Annotated in this window: 16 protein-coding genes; 6 read left to right on the top strand and 10 right to left on the bottom strand. The window is 65.6% G+C overall.

Annotated features, from left to right (window positions below):
* The 3 genes from GOOTI_RS13860 to rplJ all read right to left on the bottom strand — a co-directional run.
* Positions 1-503: ABC transporter ATP-binding protein (locus GOOTI_RS13860; RefSeq protein ID WP_007239225.1), on the bottom strand; the 503-nt coding region annotated here is incomplete at its 3' end.
* Positions 504-826: 323 nt separating this feature from the next.
* Positions 827-1,216 carry a 50S ribosomal protein L7/L12 gene (gene rplL, locus GOOTI_RS13855; RefSeq protein WP_005169747.1) on the bottom strand — a complete coding sequence of 130 codons (390 nt, stop codon included), beginning with the start codon at positions 1,214-1,216 and terminating at the stop codon, positions 827-829.
* Between the two features lie 96 nt (positions 1,217-1,312).
* Positions 1,313-1,837: a 50S ribosomal protein L10 gene (gene rplJ, locus GOOTI_RS13850; protein ID WP_007239223.1), complete on the bottom strand. Its 525-nt coding sequence runs from the start codon at positions 1,835-1,837 to the stop codon at positions 1,313-1,315.
* A 297-nt stretch (positions 1,838-2,134) separates the two neighbouring features.
* Here rplJ and GOOTI_RS13845 point away from each other — a divergent pair, with 297 nt between their 5' ends.
* Positions 2,135-3,358 carry a glycoside hydrolase family 76 protein gene (locus tag GOOTI_RS13845; RefSeq protein WP_007239222.1) on the top strand — a complete coding sequence of 408 codons (1,224 nt, stop codon included), beginning with the start codon at positions 2,135-2,137 and terminating at the stop codon, positions 3,356-3,358.
* A gap of 255 nt (positions 3,359-3,613) precedes the next feature.
* Complete coding sequence (locus GOOTI_RS13840) at positions 3,614-5,656, top strand: CocE/NonD family hydrolase (RefSeq protein ID WP_007239221.1); 2,043 nt, start codon at positions 3,614-3,616, stop codon at positions 5,654-5,656.
* Positions 5,657-5,671: 15 nt separating this feature from the next.
* Here the strand turns inward: GOOTI_RS13840 and GOOTI_RS13835 are convergent, their stop codons facing one another.
* The gene (locus tag GOOTI_RS13835) at positions 5,672-6,169 is read right to left on the bottom strand and encodes a TIGR04338 family metallohydrolase (protein ID WP_007239220.1); all 498 of its coding nucleotides are present in this window, start codon (positions 6,167-6,169) and stop codon (positions 5,672-5,674) included.
* 109 nt (positions 6,170-6,278) lie between these two features.
* Between GOOTI_RS13835 and GOOTI_RS13830 the strand changes: the two genes are divergently transcribed.
* The gene (locus tag GOOTI_RS13830; RefSeq protein ID WP_007239219.1) at positions 6,279-6,725 is read left to right on the top strand and encodes a hypothetical protein; all 447 of its coding nucleotides are present in this window, start codon (positions 6,279-6,281) and stop codon (positions 6,723-6,725) included.
* Positions 6,726-6,736: 11 nt separating this feature from the next.
* Here GOOTI_RS13830 and GOOTI_RS13825 read toward each other — a convergent pair whose 3' ends face one another.
* A complete protein-coding gene (locus GOOTI_RS13825; protein WP_007239218.1) occupies positions 6,737-7,573 on the bottom strand; it encodes a DUF2786 domain-containing protein in 837 nt (278 codons plus the stop codon).
* Positions 7,574-7,645: 72 nt separating this feature from the next.
* On the bottom strand, positions 7,646-8,578 hold the full coding sequence (locus GOOTI_RS13820; RefSeq protein WP_007239217.1) for an L-lactate dehydrogenase: 933 nt from the start codon (positions 8,576-8,578) through the stop codon (positions 7,646-7,648).
* A 289-nt stretch (positions 8,579-8,867) separates the two neighbouring features.
* Between GOOTI_RS13820 and GOOTI_RS13815 the strand changes: the two genes are divergently transcribed.
* Positions 8,868-10,439, top strand: a complete 1,572-nt coding sequence (locus GOOTI_RS13815) for an amino acid permease (RefSeq protein WP_007239216.1) — start codon at positions 8,868-8,870, stop codon at positions 10,437-10,439.
* A gap of 107 nt (positions 10,440-10,546) precedes the next feature.
* Complete coding sequence (locus GOOTI_RS13810; RefSeq protein WP_007239215.1) at positions 10,547-13,129, top strand: helix-turn-helix transcriptional regulator; 2,583 nt, start codon at positions 10,547-10,549, stop codon at positions 13,127-13,129.
* Between the two features lie 109 nt (positions 13,130-13,238).
* Here GOOTI_RS13810 and GOOTI_RS13805 read toward each other — a convergent pair whose 3' ends face one another.
* Positions 13,239-13,610 (bottom strand): PLDc N-terminal domain-containing protein, encoded by a 372-nt coding sequence (locus tag GOOTI_RS13805; RefSeq protein WP_007239214.1) that lies wholly within the window; start codon positions 13,608-13,610, stop codon positions 13,239-13,241.
* A 159-nt stretch (positions 13,611-13,769) separates the two neighbouring features.
* On the opposite strand from GOOTI_RS13805, the gene GOOTI_RS13800 reads away from it, so the two are divergent.
* Positions 13,770-14,702, top strand: coding sequence for an alpha/beta fold hydrolase (locus tag GOOTI_RS13800; RefSeq protein WP_007239213.1), 933 nt, complete (start codon positions 13,770-13,772; stop codon positions 14,700-14,702).
* 92 nt (positions 14,703-14,794) lie between these two features.
* Here GOOTI_RS13800 and rplA read toward each other — a convergent pair whose 3' ends face one another.
* From rplA to nusG, 3 genes are all read right to left on the bottom strand, one after another.
* Positions 14,795-15,511, bottom strand: a complete 717-nt coding sequence (gene rplA / locus GOOTI_RS13795) for a 50S ribosomal protein L1 (protein WP_007239212.1) — start codon at positions 15,509-15,511, stop codon at positions 14,795-14,797.
* 133 nt (positions 15,512-15,644) lie between these two features.
* Complete coding sequence (gene rplK, locus GOOTI_RS13790) at positions 15,645-16,079, bottom strand: 50S ribosomal protein L11 (protein WP_007239211.1); 435 nt, start codon at positions 16,077-16,079, stop codon at positions 15,645-15,647.
* A gap of 119 nt (positions 16,080-16,198) precedes the next feature.
* Complete coding sequence (nusG, locus tag GOOTI_RS13785; RefSeq protein WP_007239210.1) at positions 16,199-17,107, bottom strand: transcription termination/antitermination protein NusG; 909 nt, start codon at positions 17,105-17,107, stop codon at positions 16,199-16,201.
* Positions 17,108-17,189: the final 82 nt, after the last annotated feature.

The following is a 17,189-nucleotide window of genomic DNA, read 5'->3' as shown; positions in this document are numbered from 1 at the left end:
TCCGGCTCATCACACAAAATGATCTGCGGATCGAGTACCAACGCCCGCGCCAACCCGGCACGCTTGCGCATACCACCGGAGATCTCACCGGGCAGCTTGTCCTCCGCACCGGCCAAACCCACCAGATCGATCTTCTCCATCACGATCTTGCGGACTTCGTCTTCCTTCTTCTTCGTGTGCTCACGAAGCGGGAATGCGATGTTGTCATACAACGACATCGACCCGAACAGCGCGCCGTCCTGGAACAACACACCGAACAACTTGCGGATCTCATAGAGCTCTTTGGCCGAACACTGCGTGATATCGGTGCCATCGATGATCACCGACCCCTGCTCGGGATGCAGCAAACCGATCAACGTCTTCAAAAACACCGACTTACCGGTACCCGACGGACCCAGCAGCGCAGACACCTCACCCGACGGCAAAGTCAACGTCACATCACGCCAAATATTCTGAGAACCAAAAGACTTGGTGAGCCCCTCGACGCTGACCTCAACACCCACTACATCCTCCAAGAAACTCGGGTCCAGTAGCGCGGCAGCCGATCACCAAGCGCAGACGCAGTCGGACTCAACTGTGGTTGGGGTCACTCTAGCGGACGACTCCCCCGTATCCACACCGCCTCTCGGCGGTTCTCAGGTCCGGTCAATTACCCACCGGTAACCTGGCTGCCCAAGAGAGTATCCCATGCCACCGACAGAACAAAAGTGGGTTCACGATCACATCGTCGGCCCACTGTGTTCTGTCTGCAGACAGCAACGAGCCCGGGACAGCACGCTGTCCCGGGCTCGTCCGAGATGAAGTCTCGAACCGTCTTACTTCCGTCTTACTTGACGGATACCTTGGCGCCGGCCTCTTCGAGCTTGGCCTTGGCGGCGTCGGCAGCTTCCTTGTCGACCTTCTCCAGGATCGGCTTGGGAGCACCCTCGACGAGGTCCTTCGCCTCCTTCAGGCCGAGGCCGGAAACGACCTCACGCACAACCTTGATGACCTGGATCTTCTTGTCGCCGGCACCCTCGAGGATGACGTCGAACTCGTCCTGCTCGGCAGCAGCCTCGGCGCCGGCAGCAGCCGGAGCGCCTGCGGCGGCAACGGCGACCGGAGCGGCCGCGGTGACCTCGAAGACCTCTTCGAACTTCTTCACGAAATCGCTGAGCTCCAGCAGGGTCAGTTCCTTGAACTGATCGATGAGCTCGTCAGCGGTGAGCTTCGCCATGGTGGCGTCCTTCCTGTAAGTCCCCACGCGGGGCATCTGTTGTCTCTTCCCCGCGCGGGGGAATGCTTGTGTGCTGGCGGATGAGTACCGGAGTACTTACTCGCCTGCGGATTCCTTCTTCTCCTGCAGGGCGGCAGCGAGTCGTGCCACCTGCGACGCCGGCTGATTGAACAGTCCGGCGGCCTTTGCCAAGTTGCCCTTCATGGCACCGGCGAGCTTGGCCAGCAAGACCTCACGGGTCTCAAGGTCGGCGATCGTTTCGATCTCGGACACGGACAGCGGCTTGCCGTCCATGTACCCGCCCTTGATGACCAGAGCCTTGTTGTCCTTGGCGAAGTTCTTGATCGCCTTCGCGGCCATCACCGGCTCGCCTTCAATGAAGGCGATCGCGGTCGGGCCGGTGAACAGCTCGTCGAGTCCCTCGACGCCCGCCTCAGCAGCGGCACGCTTCACAAGGGTGTTCTTGGCGACGGAGTAGGTTGCGCCCTCACCGAGGGAACGTCGCAGATCAGTGATCTGAGTGACGGACAATCCACGGTATTCCGTGACGACCGTCGCCGTTGAGCCCTTGAACTGCTCGGCGATCTCCGCGACTGCGGCGACCTTTTCGGACTTGGCCATACTTCGCCTCCTTCCTCATCACTCGAGTTGGTCAGAGTTCGGACCAGATACCCGCAAGGAGGGGCGAAACAAATGAACGCCCCGGCACGCAGATGGCACGGGGCGTAGTTTCTCGGCAGGCGCATTCGACGATGCACTCACCACTATTCCTCGTTCTCCCTGCGTGGGCCGCCGACCTCGCGCCTACGACGCTGCAGCCGACCTTCGACCGGAATCGCTTCCGATGACCGACGGTCTCTGGTTGAACCGATACGACGCACACCTGCGCGTCACACCGAAGTAATAGGCTACCCGACCATGGGGAATGCATCCAAATCGGTCGCCCGCGACGTCTCGGATCCCAACGCGCGCGCGGCGATCGCGGCCGACTCGATCCTCGGCAGGCATCTTCGGCATGCGTGGTGGGTGCCCGGCACACGCCTGGCGACGGTCGCATGGCCGTTGAGTCGCCTCCCGCTGGACGTACTGCGTAGCCGTTTCGGATTCTGGCACTACTGGTGGCACGCCCATCTACTCGACCTCATCGTCGACGCCGCCATCCACCGCCCCCTCGACGACGCGCCCTACGACCCCGAGCTCGCCGACCTGGCCAACCGCCTCCTGCGCGGCATCCGGCTGCGCAACCTCGGACGGTGGACCAACAATTACTACGACGACATGGCGTGGCTGGGGCTGGCGATCGAGCGCGCCGATCGTCACCTCGATCTCCATCACCCGAAGGCACTGCGCGTGTTGAGCAAGCGCATGTACGACGCCTGGGAGCCCGAGCGCGGCGGCGGTATCCCGTGGCGCACCATCGACACCTTCTTCAACGCCCCCGCCAACGGACCCGCGACCATCCTGCTGGCACGGACCGGGCGGGCAGGGGCCCAGCCCGGCAGCCATGCGCGGCGCGCATTGGAGATGTGCGACTGGATGGACGCGACACTCGTCGACCCCGACTCCCATCTCGTCATCGACGGCATCAAGCCGCGGGACGGCGGGTTCGAGCGCGTCACCGCGATCTACACGTACTGCCAGGGAGTCGTGCTGGGCTCGGAGGTCGAGGCCGCGCGGCTCACCCGCGATCCCGTACACCTCGCCCGGATCGACCGCCTGCTCACAGCGGTCGAAAGCCACGAGTGCCCCGACGGCGTGATCCGTGGTGCGGGCGGTGGCGACGGCGGACTGTTCATGGGCGTTCTCGCCCGCTATCTGGCGCTCGTCGCGACCGATCTGCCCGCCGACCTACCCGGCGCCGATGAACTTCGTCGTCGGAGCGCGGCGCTCGTCCTCACCAGCGCCGACGCCGCCTGGCAGACACGCACCGAGGTCGATGACGCCGTGGTGTTCAGCGTCGACTGGCACCAACCTGCCGCCAGGCCCGCCCGCGGCGGCGGGGACGCCGCATTCGTGGCGGGAGCGGTCAACTCGTCGGCGGTTCCCGAGCGCGATCTCTCGGTTCAGCTCTCGGGATGGATGGTCCTCGAAGCCGCCGCCGCTGTGAATCTCGGCCTATCCGAACAGAATGTTCAGGATTGATACATGCCCTGACCTGCGCATTTGACTACGAGGGCCAAATTGACGCCCCCTAGTTAGCGTTCCGAGACCACAGATGGACTAGTGTCGGTGTCCGGAGTGAGATGGACCACAACCGGGTGGGGTTGAGGCCATGCGCCACAACGCGGTCCAGCTTCTCCAACCGACACGATGAAGTGACGGCATCGGCGACAGCACGCCCACCGGTCGAAACCGGCTGACGCAGGTGCAGTGACCTCAAAGGCAGGCTGATGCACCATGGCGTTTCAGTTGGGACCGACAGAATCCGACCGCAGTCGGGTTGAGCCGTTTCCGCTCGACCCGGTTCCGCAGCGTCGATCCACGTCCGATGCGCCCGTGTTCGGAACCCTCCCCCTCGGCGACCCCACCGGCGGTGCGAGCGCGATGCGTTGGCGCGAGCAGGTCGACGGCCCGCAGGTCTACCCGCGCGTATCGATCGACCGCGACGTCACGCTGACGATGAGCGACGGCATCGAGCTCCGCGCGACGGTGGTGCGTCCCGCGACCCGCTTCGGCGACGTCGTCACCACGCCGTATCCCGCGATCATCAACATCAATCCCTACAACCGCGCCGCCATCGACTTCATCGACACCACGATGCACGCACCCATCCTCGGTGGCGCCGTCCGGGCAGCGGCACGGTCGGTCGATGCGTCGGGAACAGCGCTCGAAGGCCTCACCACCCTGACGCAGACCCTTGCCGGAGGCGTCATCGACGTCTTCGGCATCAATCGGAACCTTGTGCGCAGCGGCTACGCGCAGGTCATCGTCGACGTCCGCGGTACCGGCGCCAGCCACGGCAAGTGGGAGATCCTCGGTCCACGCGAGCAGCAGGACTCCGTCGAGATCATCGACTGGGTCTGCGAGCAGTCCTGGTGCAACGGCCGTGTCGGATTGGCCGGGTGGTCGTACTCGGCCATCAATTCGCTACAGGCAGCCGACAAACGGCCCGCCGCTCTCGGCGCGGTCTTCGCAGTCGAGGGCTGTGACGACATCGTCCGCGACATCTACATCACCGGCGGTATGCCATCGGCGTTCATCCCGGCGTGGCTCTCGGTGGTCAACATCCTGAAGTGGGTTCCGAATCCCTCGACGATGCTGCGAGATATAGTGCGCGGCAACCATTTCCGTTGGCTACGCGACCGCGTTGCGTCTCCTGCCACCGAAATCCCTTCGCTGCTGTGGGGTTTCCTCACCGCGCGCGACGACCGGATCTTCGACGACCCGTACTTCGACGCCCGCGATCCCAGGATCGACCAGATCGAGGCGCCGACCCTGACCGTCGGAGCGTGGCACGATCTGTTCGGTCGAAGTGCCACAGGCATTTACGAACGCCTCAATCTCGAACCCGGCCGCAAGCAGTTGATCGTCGGCGACGGCTACCACTTCGACGTCGGGTCCGGATTCGGCGGCAAGTTCGCGCCGCCACGCCTCGACGTGCTCGAGCGCGCATGGTTCGACCGTTGGCTCAAGGGACACGCGAACGGCGTCGAACACTACGGCCCGGTGACGTTGCGTCAGCAGGGCGGCACATGGACGGCGGGCCAGTCGTTTCCCCGTAACGGTGTGACGCCACGCAGGCTGTACCTGTCGAACGAGTGCTCGTCGAGCGCTGAGCACTGCGTGCACGACGGCGCGCTGCAGTCGACGCCCTGCGCTGAGCACACGTCGCTACACGTGCGGGCCGACGTCCGCGGAATCATCTCGCGCGACATGACCCAGGTGACCGCCGGCGCCACCATGGCACTCGGCAAACACTTCACCGCCGACGCGCGTTTCCAGGAACGCGGGGCGCTCGCATTCACCAGCGACCCCGTCACAGAAGCGACCCCGATCAGCGGTTCGATGAACCTGCGACTCAACGTGGCAACAACTGCACACGAGGCGATCTGGGCGGTGACCGTCAACGACGTCGCACCGGACGGAACGTCGAAGGTGCTGACCAACGGAGCGCTCTCAGCGTCGAATCGTGCGCTTGACCCGAGTCAGTCGACATACGCGTCCGACGGCAGTCTCGTCGGTGCGCACCACTTCCTCTCCCGCAAGCGCAAACTGCCGGTGCCACCCGATGCGCCGGTCCGCATCGACGTCGACCTCGTGCCGACCGACGCGGTCCTCGAACCGGGACATCGTCTGCGCGTCAACGTGTACGCAGCGAGTTTCCCGCGGTACCTCACCGTCGTCCCCGATCTCGTGAAGGCCCGCGGCCGCAGGCAGCGACTCGTCCTCGACCCGAAGCATCCGAGCTACCTCACTTTCCTCGCCGGCGACGGGATCTGACATCCGCTTGGTCTGTCACACCCCCGAGTCCGCCAGGACGACCCGGTAGACGAACTCCGCCTCCGGTCCCATCACCAGGCCGACGAGTTCGGTCAATGTCTGCGTGAATCCCCGACCGTGCGCCGGACCGTCGGACTCGTCGAGATGGTGCGCGATCTCGTGCAGCACCACGGCTTCGCGCAGTGCCCACCGCCCGTCGCGGCCGTCGGGTATCGCAATCTCGCGGCCCCCCGACGAGTCGACGGCATAGTGGGCCGAGCGGTTCCCGCGGCGGCTGCGCACGGTCACGGGCCGTCGTGCGGCGTCGAACCGCGCGGTGACCGACGGCATCGTCAGCACTCGCCCGACGTACTCGCGCACCGAGTCGATCGAGCCGAACTGCGCTTCGACCGGGAGCGTCAACTCGGTGCCCGCGAGTTGCACCGTCCGGTGGTCTCCGGCGCGGTCGAAGAGTCCTCTGATCAGTCGCTCCGCCTCGTAGAACCGTTCGCGTCCGGTGTCACGCGGCGCCACGGTGCTCCGCCACCTCCCGCGGACCGGGACGCGGCTCATGTCCCCGCGGGCCGGGACTAGGCTCGGAACTGCCACGATCTCGACCAACGACGGACAGGGAGTTCACGCGATGCCGCTGCGTTCGCACACCACAGGACGACTCACCGTCGGGCTCGTCGGAGCAGCGGCGATCCTCGTCTGCGGTCTCAGCGGATGCAGCTCGTCTGCGGGCGAGGTGACGACCGTGACCCCGGCGTCGTCGACGTCGTATGTTGACAATCCCGTCGATCCGGCCGAACTCGACCAGTTGCTCGACCGCATCGCCGGAACCGGCCTGCCCGTCACCAACCGGCACGACGCCACGGCGACCCTGTGTCCCGCGGCCGGATGCACCGTCGCCGTCGAAGCCGACCAGGTGATCCTCATGAAGTTCCCGACAACCGGCCGCGCCGAACTCTACAACGGCGCCCATCCCGGCAACTACCAGGTCGTCGACATCGTGATGTCGTTTCCGGGTGGTACGGACACCGCACAGAACCAGCGCTATATCGACGCACTGCAGGGCATGATCCGCTGACCCTCGGCGCACTACGCCTCCAACGCCCCACGTGGAGAACCGAATTCGCGATCGGCGCCGATCTTCGCCCGCCTACCTGCTCGGTCGCCCGCCTGACGGGCACCCTCCGAGTAACCAGACGAAGCGCTCGTCGGCCGCCAGGTACCGCGCGCCGTCGACTCGGTCTTGTAGAAGTTGGTGACCTCGAGTTCCTTGTCGCGCAGGGCGATCGCGGTCGACGTCGAACCCGAAGCGAGCTCCTTCGACTCCTCGCGCGCCATCGCCTCCTGCCGCGCGGCATCGCGCGCCTCGGTCAGTCGCAGACCGATCCGCTCGGCAAAAGCGGACTGGAAGTTCAACCGCGCGGTGATCGGAGCCACCGGCTTGCGTTCGACGACCCTGCGCGCTCGCCAGCCCGACCCCTTGCGCACCACCCGCGCCGACATCTCGCCCCTGTACTCCCCGGACCGCAGATACGCGTCACTCGCCGCGACCATCTGGATCAGCAGCGACGTGTACAAGGCCTCGCAGGTGTCGATGTCGGCTTCGTATCCGTACGCCAGCACGAATGTGGAGTTGCCGGCGACGTCGACCGTCACGTCGTTGGCTCGTGCGATGGCGACGAAGAGCTGCACGTATGTCTTCAATCCGCGCTTGCCGGTCTCGCCGATCGCGATCTGCCTGGTGATGGGCGTGGTGGCCCGACGTGCAGCGGGATCGTGCGCACGCGCCACCGCCAGGTCGATCGACGCCGACGTCGCCAACCGCTGCGCGGCCTGCATGAACGTCTCGGCTTCGTGTTCGTTGTCGGTGTTCTCGGCTTGGCGCAGCAGCGCCGCGATACGAGTGAGGAGCTTGTCGTCGCGCATACAGATCAGACTAGATCGACACCGGATTGGTTCCATCCGGCGCCGAATCGATCTCCGAGCATCCGCAGTCGACTACAGCCCGAACTTGTCCTGCATCTCCCGCAGTGTCTCGGCGGACTTCATCAGACCGTCGTGCTCGGCATCGGACATCTTGATCTCGAGTCGGCTACCCGCCCCGTTGCGATCGATCAACGTCGGCAGCGACAGACACACGTCGTCGAGTCCCTCGTACCCGCCCGTGACCGTCGAGATCGGCATCACGCGGTGTTCGTCGTTCAACACCGCTTCGACGATGCGCGTCGTCGCGAGTCCGATCGCGTAGTTCGTCGCCCCCTTGCCCTCGATGATCTTGTAGGCGGCATGCACCACCTCGTGCTGGATCCGTTCGCGAGCCGGGGCGTCGATCGCCTGTCCGCCGGGGATGGGCTTCCACTCCAGCAACGGCACACCGCCGATCGACGCCGAACTCCACAGTGGGATCTCGGAGTCGCCGTGCTCGCCGACGATGTAGCCGTGGACGTTCTGCACGGCGACGCCGCAGTGTTGGGCGATGAGGAACCGCAGCCGCGAGGAGTCGAGCACCGTGCCCGAACCGAATAGCTGATTACTGGGCAGCCCGCTGTACTTCAGCGCCGCGTAGGTGACGATGTCGACGGGATTGGTGACCATGATGTAGATCGCGTTAGGGGCGACCTCGATCACGCCGGGCAGAATGTTCTTGGTCAGATTGATTGTGGCTTCGGCCAATTCGAGCCGCGACTGCCCCGGCTTCTGTTTGGCTCCCGCCGTGAAGACGACGACGTCGGCGTCCGCGCAGACCGACACGTCGTCGTCGCCGATGATGTCGGCGCGCGGAACGAACTCGAGACCGTGCGAGAGGTCGAGGACTTCTGCTGTCACCTTCGACGTGTTGATGTCCATCAGCGCAATCGTGCGCGCGACCCCGCGGATCAGCGACGCATATGCGATCGCGGTACCTACGGCACCTGCGCCGATGATCGCCATCTTGCTCGGTCGGGCTTGTCTCACGTTCACCGCCTGTGTCTCGTGCTGCCCCGAAAATCCCGCCCCTCCTCGGTGATTATCGTCGGCCGACGGCGCATCCGCAGCGTGATCGCAGATCAACTCGCGCTCTCTCGTCGGCATCATTTCGCAACGAGAACAACATGCTCGCTCGTGAATTCGTCGTAATGTCCGTTTCCGGCATGCGAAATCGTCGCGGGCAGCTTATGTTCTGCTGGTCTTGCACATCGCAACGGCGCGTCGCACCATCACTCACTCGCGGGAGTACCCCATGCCCGAAGGCCATGACACCCTTGCCGACGATCTCTCCGACGACGAGGCCCACCTCGCGCGGCTCGGCTACACACAGGAGTTGCACCGGTCCTGGTCCGGGTTCTCCAATTTCGCGATCTCGTTCTCGATCATCTCGATACTCTCCGGATGCTTCACGTCGTTCGGACTCGGCTGGAACAACGGCGGACCGGCGGCGATCGCCTGGGGCTGGCCGATCGTGTCGATTTTCATCCTGCTGATCGGCTTCTGCATGGCAGAGCTCGTCTCCGCCTACCCCACGTCCGGCGGAATCTATTGGTGGGCAGCCAAACTCGGTGGTGCGAAGGCCGGCTTCTACACGGGATGGCTCAACCTCATCGGCCTCGTCGCGATCCTCGCCTCGGTGGCGTACGGCGCCGCGACCTTCCTCGACCTGACCATCGGCACCTTCAGCCAGTCATGGCTCGACGGCTACAGCCTCACACGCGTCTTCGTCATCTTCCTGATCATCCTGGCGTGCGCCGCGCTGATCAACATCTTCTCCGGCCACCTGCTGTCGATGATCAACAACATCTCCGTGTGGTGGCACGTATTCGGCGCTGCCGCAGTCATTCTCATCCTGTTCCTCCTTCCCGACCAGCACGCCTCGTTCTCCGATGTCTTCGCCAAGACCATCAACAACAGCGGCATCTTCGACGGCAAGACGTCGGGCTTCGGCTTCGTCCTCTTCGTCCTGCCCATCTCGGCGATCCTCACGCAGTACACGATCACCGGATACGACGCGTCCGCCCACCTCTCCGAGGAGACCAAGGGGGCGGCGAACGCTGCGGCACAGGGTATTTGGCGGTCCATCGCGTACTCCGCGGTCGGCGGCTGGGTGTTGCTGCTCAGCTTCTTGTTCGCCGTGCAGGACGCCGACGGCGTCTCGAAGAGCGGCGGCGCCGTGGCGACCATCTTCACGCAGGCGCTCACCTCCAAGTGGGCAGGCGTCGTGCTGATCATCTCGACCGCGGGCCAGCTCTTCTGCACGGCCGCGTGCCAGACGAGCGCGTCGCGCATGATGTTCGCGTTCAGCCGTGACGGTGCGGTCCCAGGCCACAAGCTGTGGTCGCGGGTCCGCTCCAACGGCATGCCCGCCAATGCCGTCGTCGCGACGGCCACCATCGCCGCGATCATCACCCTGCCGGCGCTGGTGTCGGTCGACATCAACGGCGCACCGGTACCGGTCGCCTTCTACGCGGTGGTGTCCATCGGCGTCGTCGGCCTGTACATGTGCTTCGCGGTCCCGATCTACTACCGCTGGAAGGCGGGCGACTCCTTCGAGGCGGGCTCGTGGACGCTCGGCTCGAAGTACAAGTGGATCGCACCGCTCGCGCTCATCGAGATCGCACTGACCTCGCTCGTCGCGATGTTCCCCACCTCACTCGGCGGCATGCCGTGGGACCCGAGCTTCGAGTGGAAGTACGTCAACTACACGCCATTGCTCGTGGGCGGCGCACTGATCCTGCTCTACGGCTACTGGCACGCGTCGGTGAAGAAGTGGTTCACCGGTCCGATCAAGCAGGTCGACGCCGAAGTCGTCGACGCCTGACGGCCCGCGGGTCCGGTGTGGTCGATGTGCGTCGACCACACCGGACAATCTTTGGACAATTCGAGCACCAGCGCACATCACCGGTCGCGGTGCCATAGGGTCGCCGCATGAGCGACCGCTGGCCGTGGTCGGCAAGAGCCGCCGAGGCCGCACGCATCAGAACCGAACTGTTGACCCCGTCCGGCGGATTCCTGCTGCTCCGCGGCCCGGCAGGTTGCGGTAAGACCCGACTGGTGCGCGAGTCGGTGGCGGGTCTGCCCCTGCCGGTGCATTGGATCTCGGGCACCGCCGCGAGCCCGCAGGTGCCGTTGAGCGCATTCGCCGCGTGGATCGACAACGAGGTGACCGACCCGCTGCGGCGAATCTCCGATCTGGTCGCCAGGCTCTCCGCACGTCCCAGGCAGATCCTCGTCATCGACGACATCGACCGTCTCGACGAGCAGTCGATGCTGGTGGTGCACCGGCTACGCAGCAGACCGTCGGTGACGATCCTCGCCGTTCTCCGCGACGGGGCCCCGCCGACCACGTCCGTCACCGACCTGCTGCGCGAGGGCACCATCCCGGTGATGACCGTGCCGCCGCTGACCGCCGAGGAGACCGAGGAATTTCTGCGCGTCGGCTTGCGGGGTCGGGTATCGGCACCGTTGGCCGCACGTCTGTGGACCCTGACGCACGGAAATCCGCTGTACCTGATCGCGCTGTGTGAGGCCAACATCGAGCAGGGCGCCATCATCCGACGCGGCGACTTCTGGGTCATCGATTCCGAACTACGCGTGCCGGATTCGTTGTCGACCACCGTCGAGGCCCAGTTGGGTGGCGCCTCGGATCCTGTGCTGGAGGTCGTCGACTCGGTCGCACTCGCCGAGCCCCTCGCCATGTCGGTGCTCGAGCATTTGTGTGCGTCCGAGGACATCGAAGCCGCTGAGTCGGCGGGCTACATCGTCGTCGACGACACCGAGCCGTTTGGCGGGGACCCGCACGTCCGGATCGGGCATCCCCTGTACGCGGAAGTGAGGTTGGCGCGGGCGAGCGTGGCGCGACTCCGCCGACTGCGTGCGCGCCTGGCCGAGCAGATCACGGCCGATCACACAACCGACAGCACCGCATCGATCCGTCGGGCGCTACTCGCCGTCGACGCCGACATCGATCCCGCGACAAGGGATTCACTCATCCTCGACGGTGCGACAGCAGCCCTTCACCAACTGAACCTGAAACTCGCGCGCGAGCTGACCGCGAAGGCACTCGATGGTCCGATCGCGATTCCCGCAACCCTTCAGCACGGGTATTCGCTCTCGGTGTCGGGTTGGGGTGACGCGGCCGAGGCGACACTGGCGCCGCTCGCCGACATCGAGGACGCCGAAACGCGTGACACCGTCGCGTTCCTGCGTGCGGCCAACCGCTTCTGGGTTTTCGACGACGCCGCGGGTGCCCGTTCGATGGTCGATGACGAGGGCGTGGGCGAACAGACGAGGAGAATGATCGACTTCCTCTGCGATGCGGTCTCGGGCAACCCCGATCGTGCCCTGGAACTCGGTTCGTCCTTCCCCGCCATGGATTCCCTGCCGCCGCTGTTCGGCATGTTCGTCGGGTGGGGCAGGATTGCCGCGCTGGGCAGCCTCGGGCGGGTCCGGGAGATGAACGACACCGCCAAGGCGTCGTACCAGATCGCCGACACGTTCCGCGCCGCGGCATACCACCGCGCCGAGGTCGGCTACATGCACGCATACTTCTGCGCGCTCACCGGCGATCTCGTGACTCTCGACATGATCGCCTCCGACGTCGCCACCGTCACCGAGGACGTCGGAGGAGGCATCGCGGTGTACTGGGCATGGGGCATCCGCGGTCTCACCGCAGTGGCGCACGGCGATGCCCGCGACTCCGCACTCAGCCTCGACGCAACCCTCCGGGACATGCTGGCCTGCGGCGGTCCCGACTTCATGCGGTTGCCGTTCTACATCGAACGCGCATACGCCGCGGCACTGGCAGGTGACCGGGCGGTTCTGGACGAGTGCGTCGAACGTCTGCCCGATCCGCCGCGTGGCGCTCTCGGTTACGGTCGCGACCGGATCGACCTGCTGGCCTGCTGGCGTTCGGCGCTCGACGGCGTGGTGTCCGCTGCTATCGCCGGCGCCGTCGCGATCGCTGCGCGCGCACGTGAGGCGGGGTTGCCCGCACCCGAGTTGTTCGCACTACACACCGCCCTGCGCTGGGGCGCCACCGATCACGGGCAGCGGCTCGGCGAACTCGCAGCAGAGCTGTCCGACGTGCCGCGCGCGCAGGCCGCCGCCGACCACGCTCTGGCCCTGGCGCAGCGTGATGGCGACGCACTGTGCGGGGCCGCGACGTCGTATCGCAGTATCGGGATGCTCGACGCCGCGGCCGACGCCTACGCCCATGCGGCCGCCGCGTACGCCGCAGCCGACCGCAACGGTGCACGTCTGTCGGCCCTGGAACACCTCGAAGAACTCCGCGAACGCCTCGGGCTGAACACGCCTGCGATCATCGCCGCGACATCCGATGCCCCCATCCCGACCCGCCAGCACGAGATCGTCACACTCGCGCGGCGCGGATTGTCCAACAAGGCCATCGCGGAACGACTTTCGCTGTCTGTCCGCACTGTCGAAGGCCACATCTACCGCGCGGGCCAGCGTCTGGGTGAGCCGATCCGACGACGCGACCACGACGACTGACCCCTGCACCGACGTTCGGGATCACTCCCGACACCGGGCCGATCGAGCAGGTGGACGCCGAGAACGTCGACGCCTGACCCGCACGCCCGAGGCCGAGCTCGGCAACCGATCACGACGCGGCGTCGCCGTCCTGGCGGCGTCGCGCCTGCTCGCGGGCGATACGTCGTTGCTCCTCCGCGCGCGCACGCACCGCGGCGAGAAACTCGCGATCGGCCTCGGTGTCTTCGGGGATGTAGCGGCCCGGACGGTCGTATTCCGGGAACTCCGCGGCGACCGAACCCGGCGCAGCACCGCGCGGACGATCATCGGCGGTCGGACGTCCGAGAGCCAGCCACAGCAGCGCGCCGATGAGGGGCAGCAGGACCACGAGGAGAATCCAGACCAGCTTCGGCATTCCGCGCACGAGTGCGTCGTCGGTGTTGATGATGTCGATCAGGGCTATGACCAAGATCGCCACGTAGATCAATCCGAGATACGGCATGTACCGGCTCCTGAGTTCGTCCGAGTGGATTCTTCGCAAAAGAAAACAACCGGTTGATTCTGGCATACCTGACACGTGCCCGCCAGGAGAAATCGAGGTCTAACCTCGATAACCGACCGCACCCACGCCGCGCACGCGGCCCGTCGAAAGAGGACACCGTTGTCACTTCGCGAGATCGAGTTCACGTCGGCCAACGACCGCGACACCATCTTCGCCTGGGTCTACGAACCCGCCACCAAGACGCGCGGCATCATCCACGTGATCCACGGCCTCGGTGAACACTCACGGCGGTACCTCCGGCTGATCACCCGACTCCTCGACGCCGGGTTCGTCGTCGTCGCCGACGACCACGCCGGACACGGCAAGACGGCCATGACATCGGGTGTGTGGGCAGATGCCGGGGACGACGCCGACCGTGTCGTCGTGGCCGACGAGCGCACACTTCGCGACAAGGTCCGCGAGCTGTACCCCCACCTGCCCTACGTCGTCTTCGGGCATTCATGGGGATCGATGATCGCGCGCGGCCTGGTCTCCGATGACAGCGACTGGCTCAACGGGCTCATCCTCTGCGGTATCGCTGCCGAGATCCATGGCATCGACAGCGTCCTCGACCGCGCGGCTCTCGCTGCCGAAACCGACCCGACGTCGACCGCGACGGAGACCTACACGACTCAGATGTTCGACGGCTTCACCTTCCGCTACGGGCACGACGCCTTCCCCACCGCGTGGGTGGCGCGCGATCCCGGTGTGGTGCGCGACCACGCTCGTGACCCGTTCAACAACTTCGGGGCGCCCATGTCGGTGCGATTCATCTGCGGGTTCGTAGACCTCTACGATGCCGTCAACGCCGACACCTGGTACCCAACCGTCCGCACCGACCTCCCGGTGCTCATCCTCGCGGGCGACGCCGACCCGGTCGGCAACTACGGCGAGGGCGCCTACCACGTCGGCAACGCCCTGGTCGCGAGCGGACACAACGACGTGCGCGCCCGCATCTACACCGGCTTCCGCCACGAGGTGCACAACGAACCCGAGATCCGCGACGAGGTGGCCGACGAGATCATCGCCTTCGCGCAGCGCTGCGGGGGATAGTCACCGACCCGCAGCCTCAGACGCAGAAGCCCCCGAGCACCAGTGGCACTCGGGGGCTTCTGATCTGTTGCGCTACAACAGATTACGTTGCGTCAGGCCTGCGGGGCCTCGGCGAAGTTGCGCGTCACGGCCGGGTCGACGGGGATACCCGGGCCCGACGTCGTCGAGACGGTCACCTTCTTGATGTAGCGACCCTTGGCAGCCGACGGCTTTGCACGCATGATCTCGTCGTACGCAGCGCCGTAGTTCTCGGCCAGCTTGGCCGGGTCGAACGACGCCTTACCGATGACGAAGTGCAGGTTGGCAGCCTTGTCGACGCGGAAGTTGATCTTGCCGCCCTTGATGTCGTTGACGGCCTTGGTCACATCGGTGGTGACGGTGCCCGTCTTCGGGTTCGGCATCAGGCCGCGCGGTCCGAGAACACGCGCGATACGACCGACCTTCGCCATCTGATCCGGCGTGGCGATCGCGGCGTCGAAGTCGAGCCAGCCGCCCTGGATCTTCTCGATCAGGTCCTCGGCACCGACCTCGTCGGCACCTGCTGCGACGGCCTCTGCAGCCTTGTCGCCTGCGGCGAACACGATCACGCGGGCGGTCTTACCCGTACCGTGAGGCAGATTGACGGTGCCTCGAACCATCTGGTCTGCCTTACGAGGGTCGACGCCCAGCCGCATTGCGACCTCGACGGTCGAATCGGTGTTCTTCGACGACGTGTCCTTGGCCAGCTCGACAGCCTCCAGCGGGCTGTAGAGCTTGCTCTTGTCGACCTTTTCGGCCGCGGCCTTGTAGGCCTTGCTGTTCTTGCTCATTGCTCTGTTCTTTCTCCGTGTTGATGATTCGGGTTGGTGGTGTCTGGGCCGAGCCGGCCCTCCCACTCACTTGTCGCTGGTCGCACCGGGCGCGCGCGAAGCGAACACCCATCGTGTGACCACGCCGGGGAAATCAGCCCTCGACCGTGATACCCATGGACCGAGCAGTACCGGCGATGATCTTCGCGGCCTGGTCGACGTCGGTGGCGTTGAGGTCTTCGGCCTTGGTCTTCGCGATCTCGCGGACCTGGTCCATCGAGACCTTGCCGACCTTCTTCGTGTGCGGCTCGCCCGAACCCTTCTGCAGACCGGCGGCCTTGAGCAGCAGCTTGGCCGCAGGCGGGGTCTTGAGCTTGAAGTCGAACGAGCGGTCTTCGTACACGAAGATCTCGACCGGCACGACGTTGCCACGCTGCGACTCGGTCGCCGCGTTGTACGCCTTGCAGAATTCCATGATGTTCACGCCGTGCTGACCGAGCGCCGGACCCACGGGCGGGGCCGGGTTGGCCTGGCCTGCCTGGATCTGGAGCTTGATGATCCCGGCGAGCTTCTTCTTCTTGGGAGGCATCCTTTGTTCCTTGCTTGTTTTCTTTGCAGATCCACGTCCGCTGGAGGCGTGGAAGTTCATGTCACCCGGTCAGCCGGTAGCTGCCTTTCCGGGCGTTCACGGGGCGGAACCCCGTGCGGTCAGATCTTCTCGACCTGGTTGAAGCCGAGTTCCACCGGCGTCTCGCGACCGAAGATCGACACGAGCACCTTGACCTTGCGCTGCTCCGCGTTGACCTCGCTGATCGACGCGGGCAGGGTCGCGAACGGACCGTCCATGACGGTGACCGACTCGCCGACCTCGAAGTCGACCTCGACGACCGACGTCGCGGCGGCCGCGGCCTGCTCGACGCTCTCGGCGCCCTTGGCGGCAGCCTTCTTGGCAGGGGTCCGCGGCAGCAGGAACTGCAGCACTTCGTTGAGACTCAACGGCGACGGCTTGCTGGTCATTCCGACGAAGCCCGTGACGCCCGGGGTGTTGCGCACCGCGCCCCACGACTCGTCGTTGAGGTCCATGCGCACCAGGATGTAACCGGGCAGCACCTTGCGGTTGACCTTCTTGGGCTGACCGTTCTTGATCTCGGTGACCTCTTCGGTCGGGACCTCGACCTGGAAGATGTAGTCGCCGACGTCGAGGTTCTGCACGCGGGTCTCGAGGTTGGTCTTGACCTTGTTCTCGTAGCCGGCGTAGCTGTGGATCACGTACCACTCGCCCGGTGCGCGACGCAGCTGCTTGCGCAGCTCTTCGGCGGGGTCGACCTCTTCTGCCTCGGCGTCATCGGTTGCTGCCGCGTCGTCGCTTGCTGCGAGGTCGTCGGCGGCTTCGGCCTGCTCGACTGCGTCCTCGCCACCGTCGACGGCCGCTGCCTCGTCTTCGGCTGCCTCGACCTGCGCCTCGGTGCCCGGATCGTCGGTCTCGTCGACGGTCGCTTCGCTCCCGGCGTCGGTCGCAGTATTCGACCCGCTCGCTTCGCTCCCGGCGTCGGTCGCAGCAGCGTCGACCGTGTCGGCCACGTCGGTCGGTTCGAACTCGTTATCCGGGGTGCTCACTGCAGCCCACGCTCCTCTTTCATGAAGTTGGTCGTCCGTCGGATGACCCGGTCGGGAGCGGGCTCACCTGAGTGAGAGTGAG

The sequence above is a fragment of the Gordonia otitidis NBRC 100426 genome, from assembly GCF_000248075.1.
GTDB lineage: Bacteria > Actinomycetota > Actinomycetes > Mycobacteriales > Mycobacteriaceae > Gordonia > Gordonia otitidis.
The sequence above is the reverse complement of the archived record's forward strand: the minus strand, read 5'-3'. Positions and strand labels throughout refer to the sequence as shown.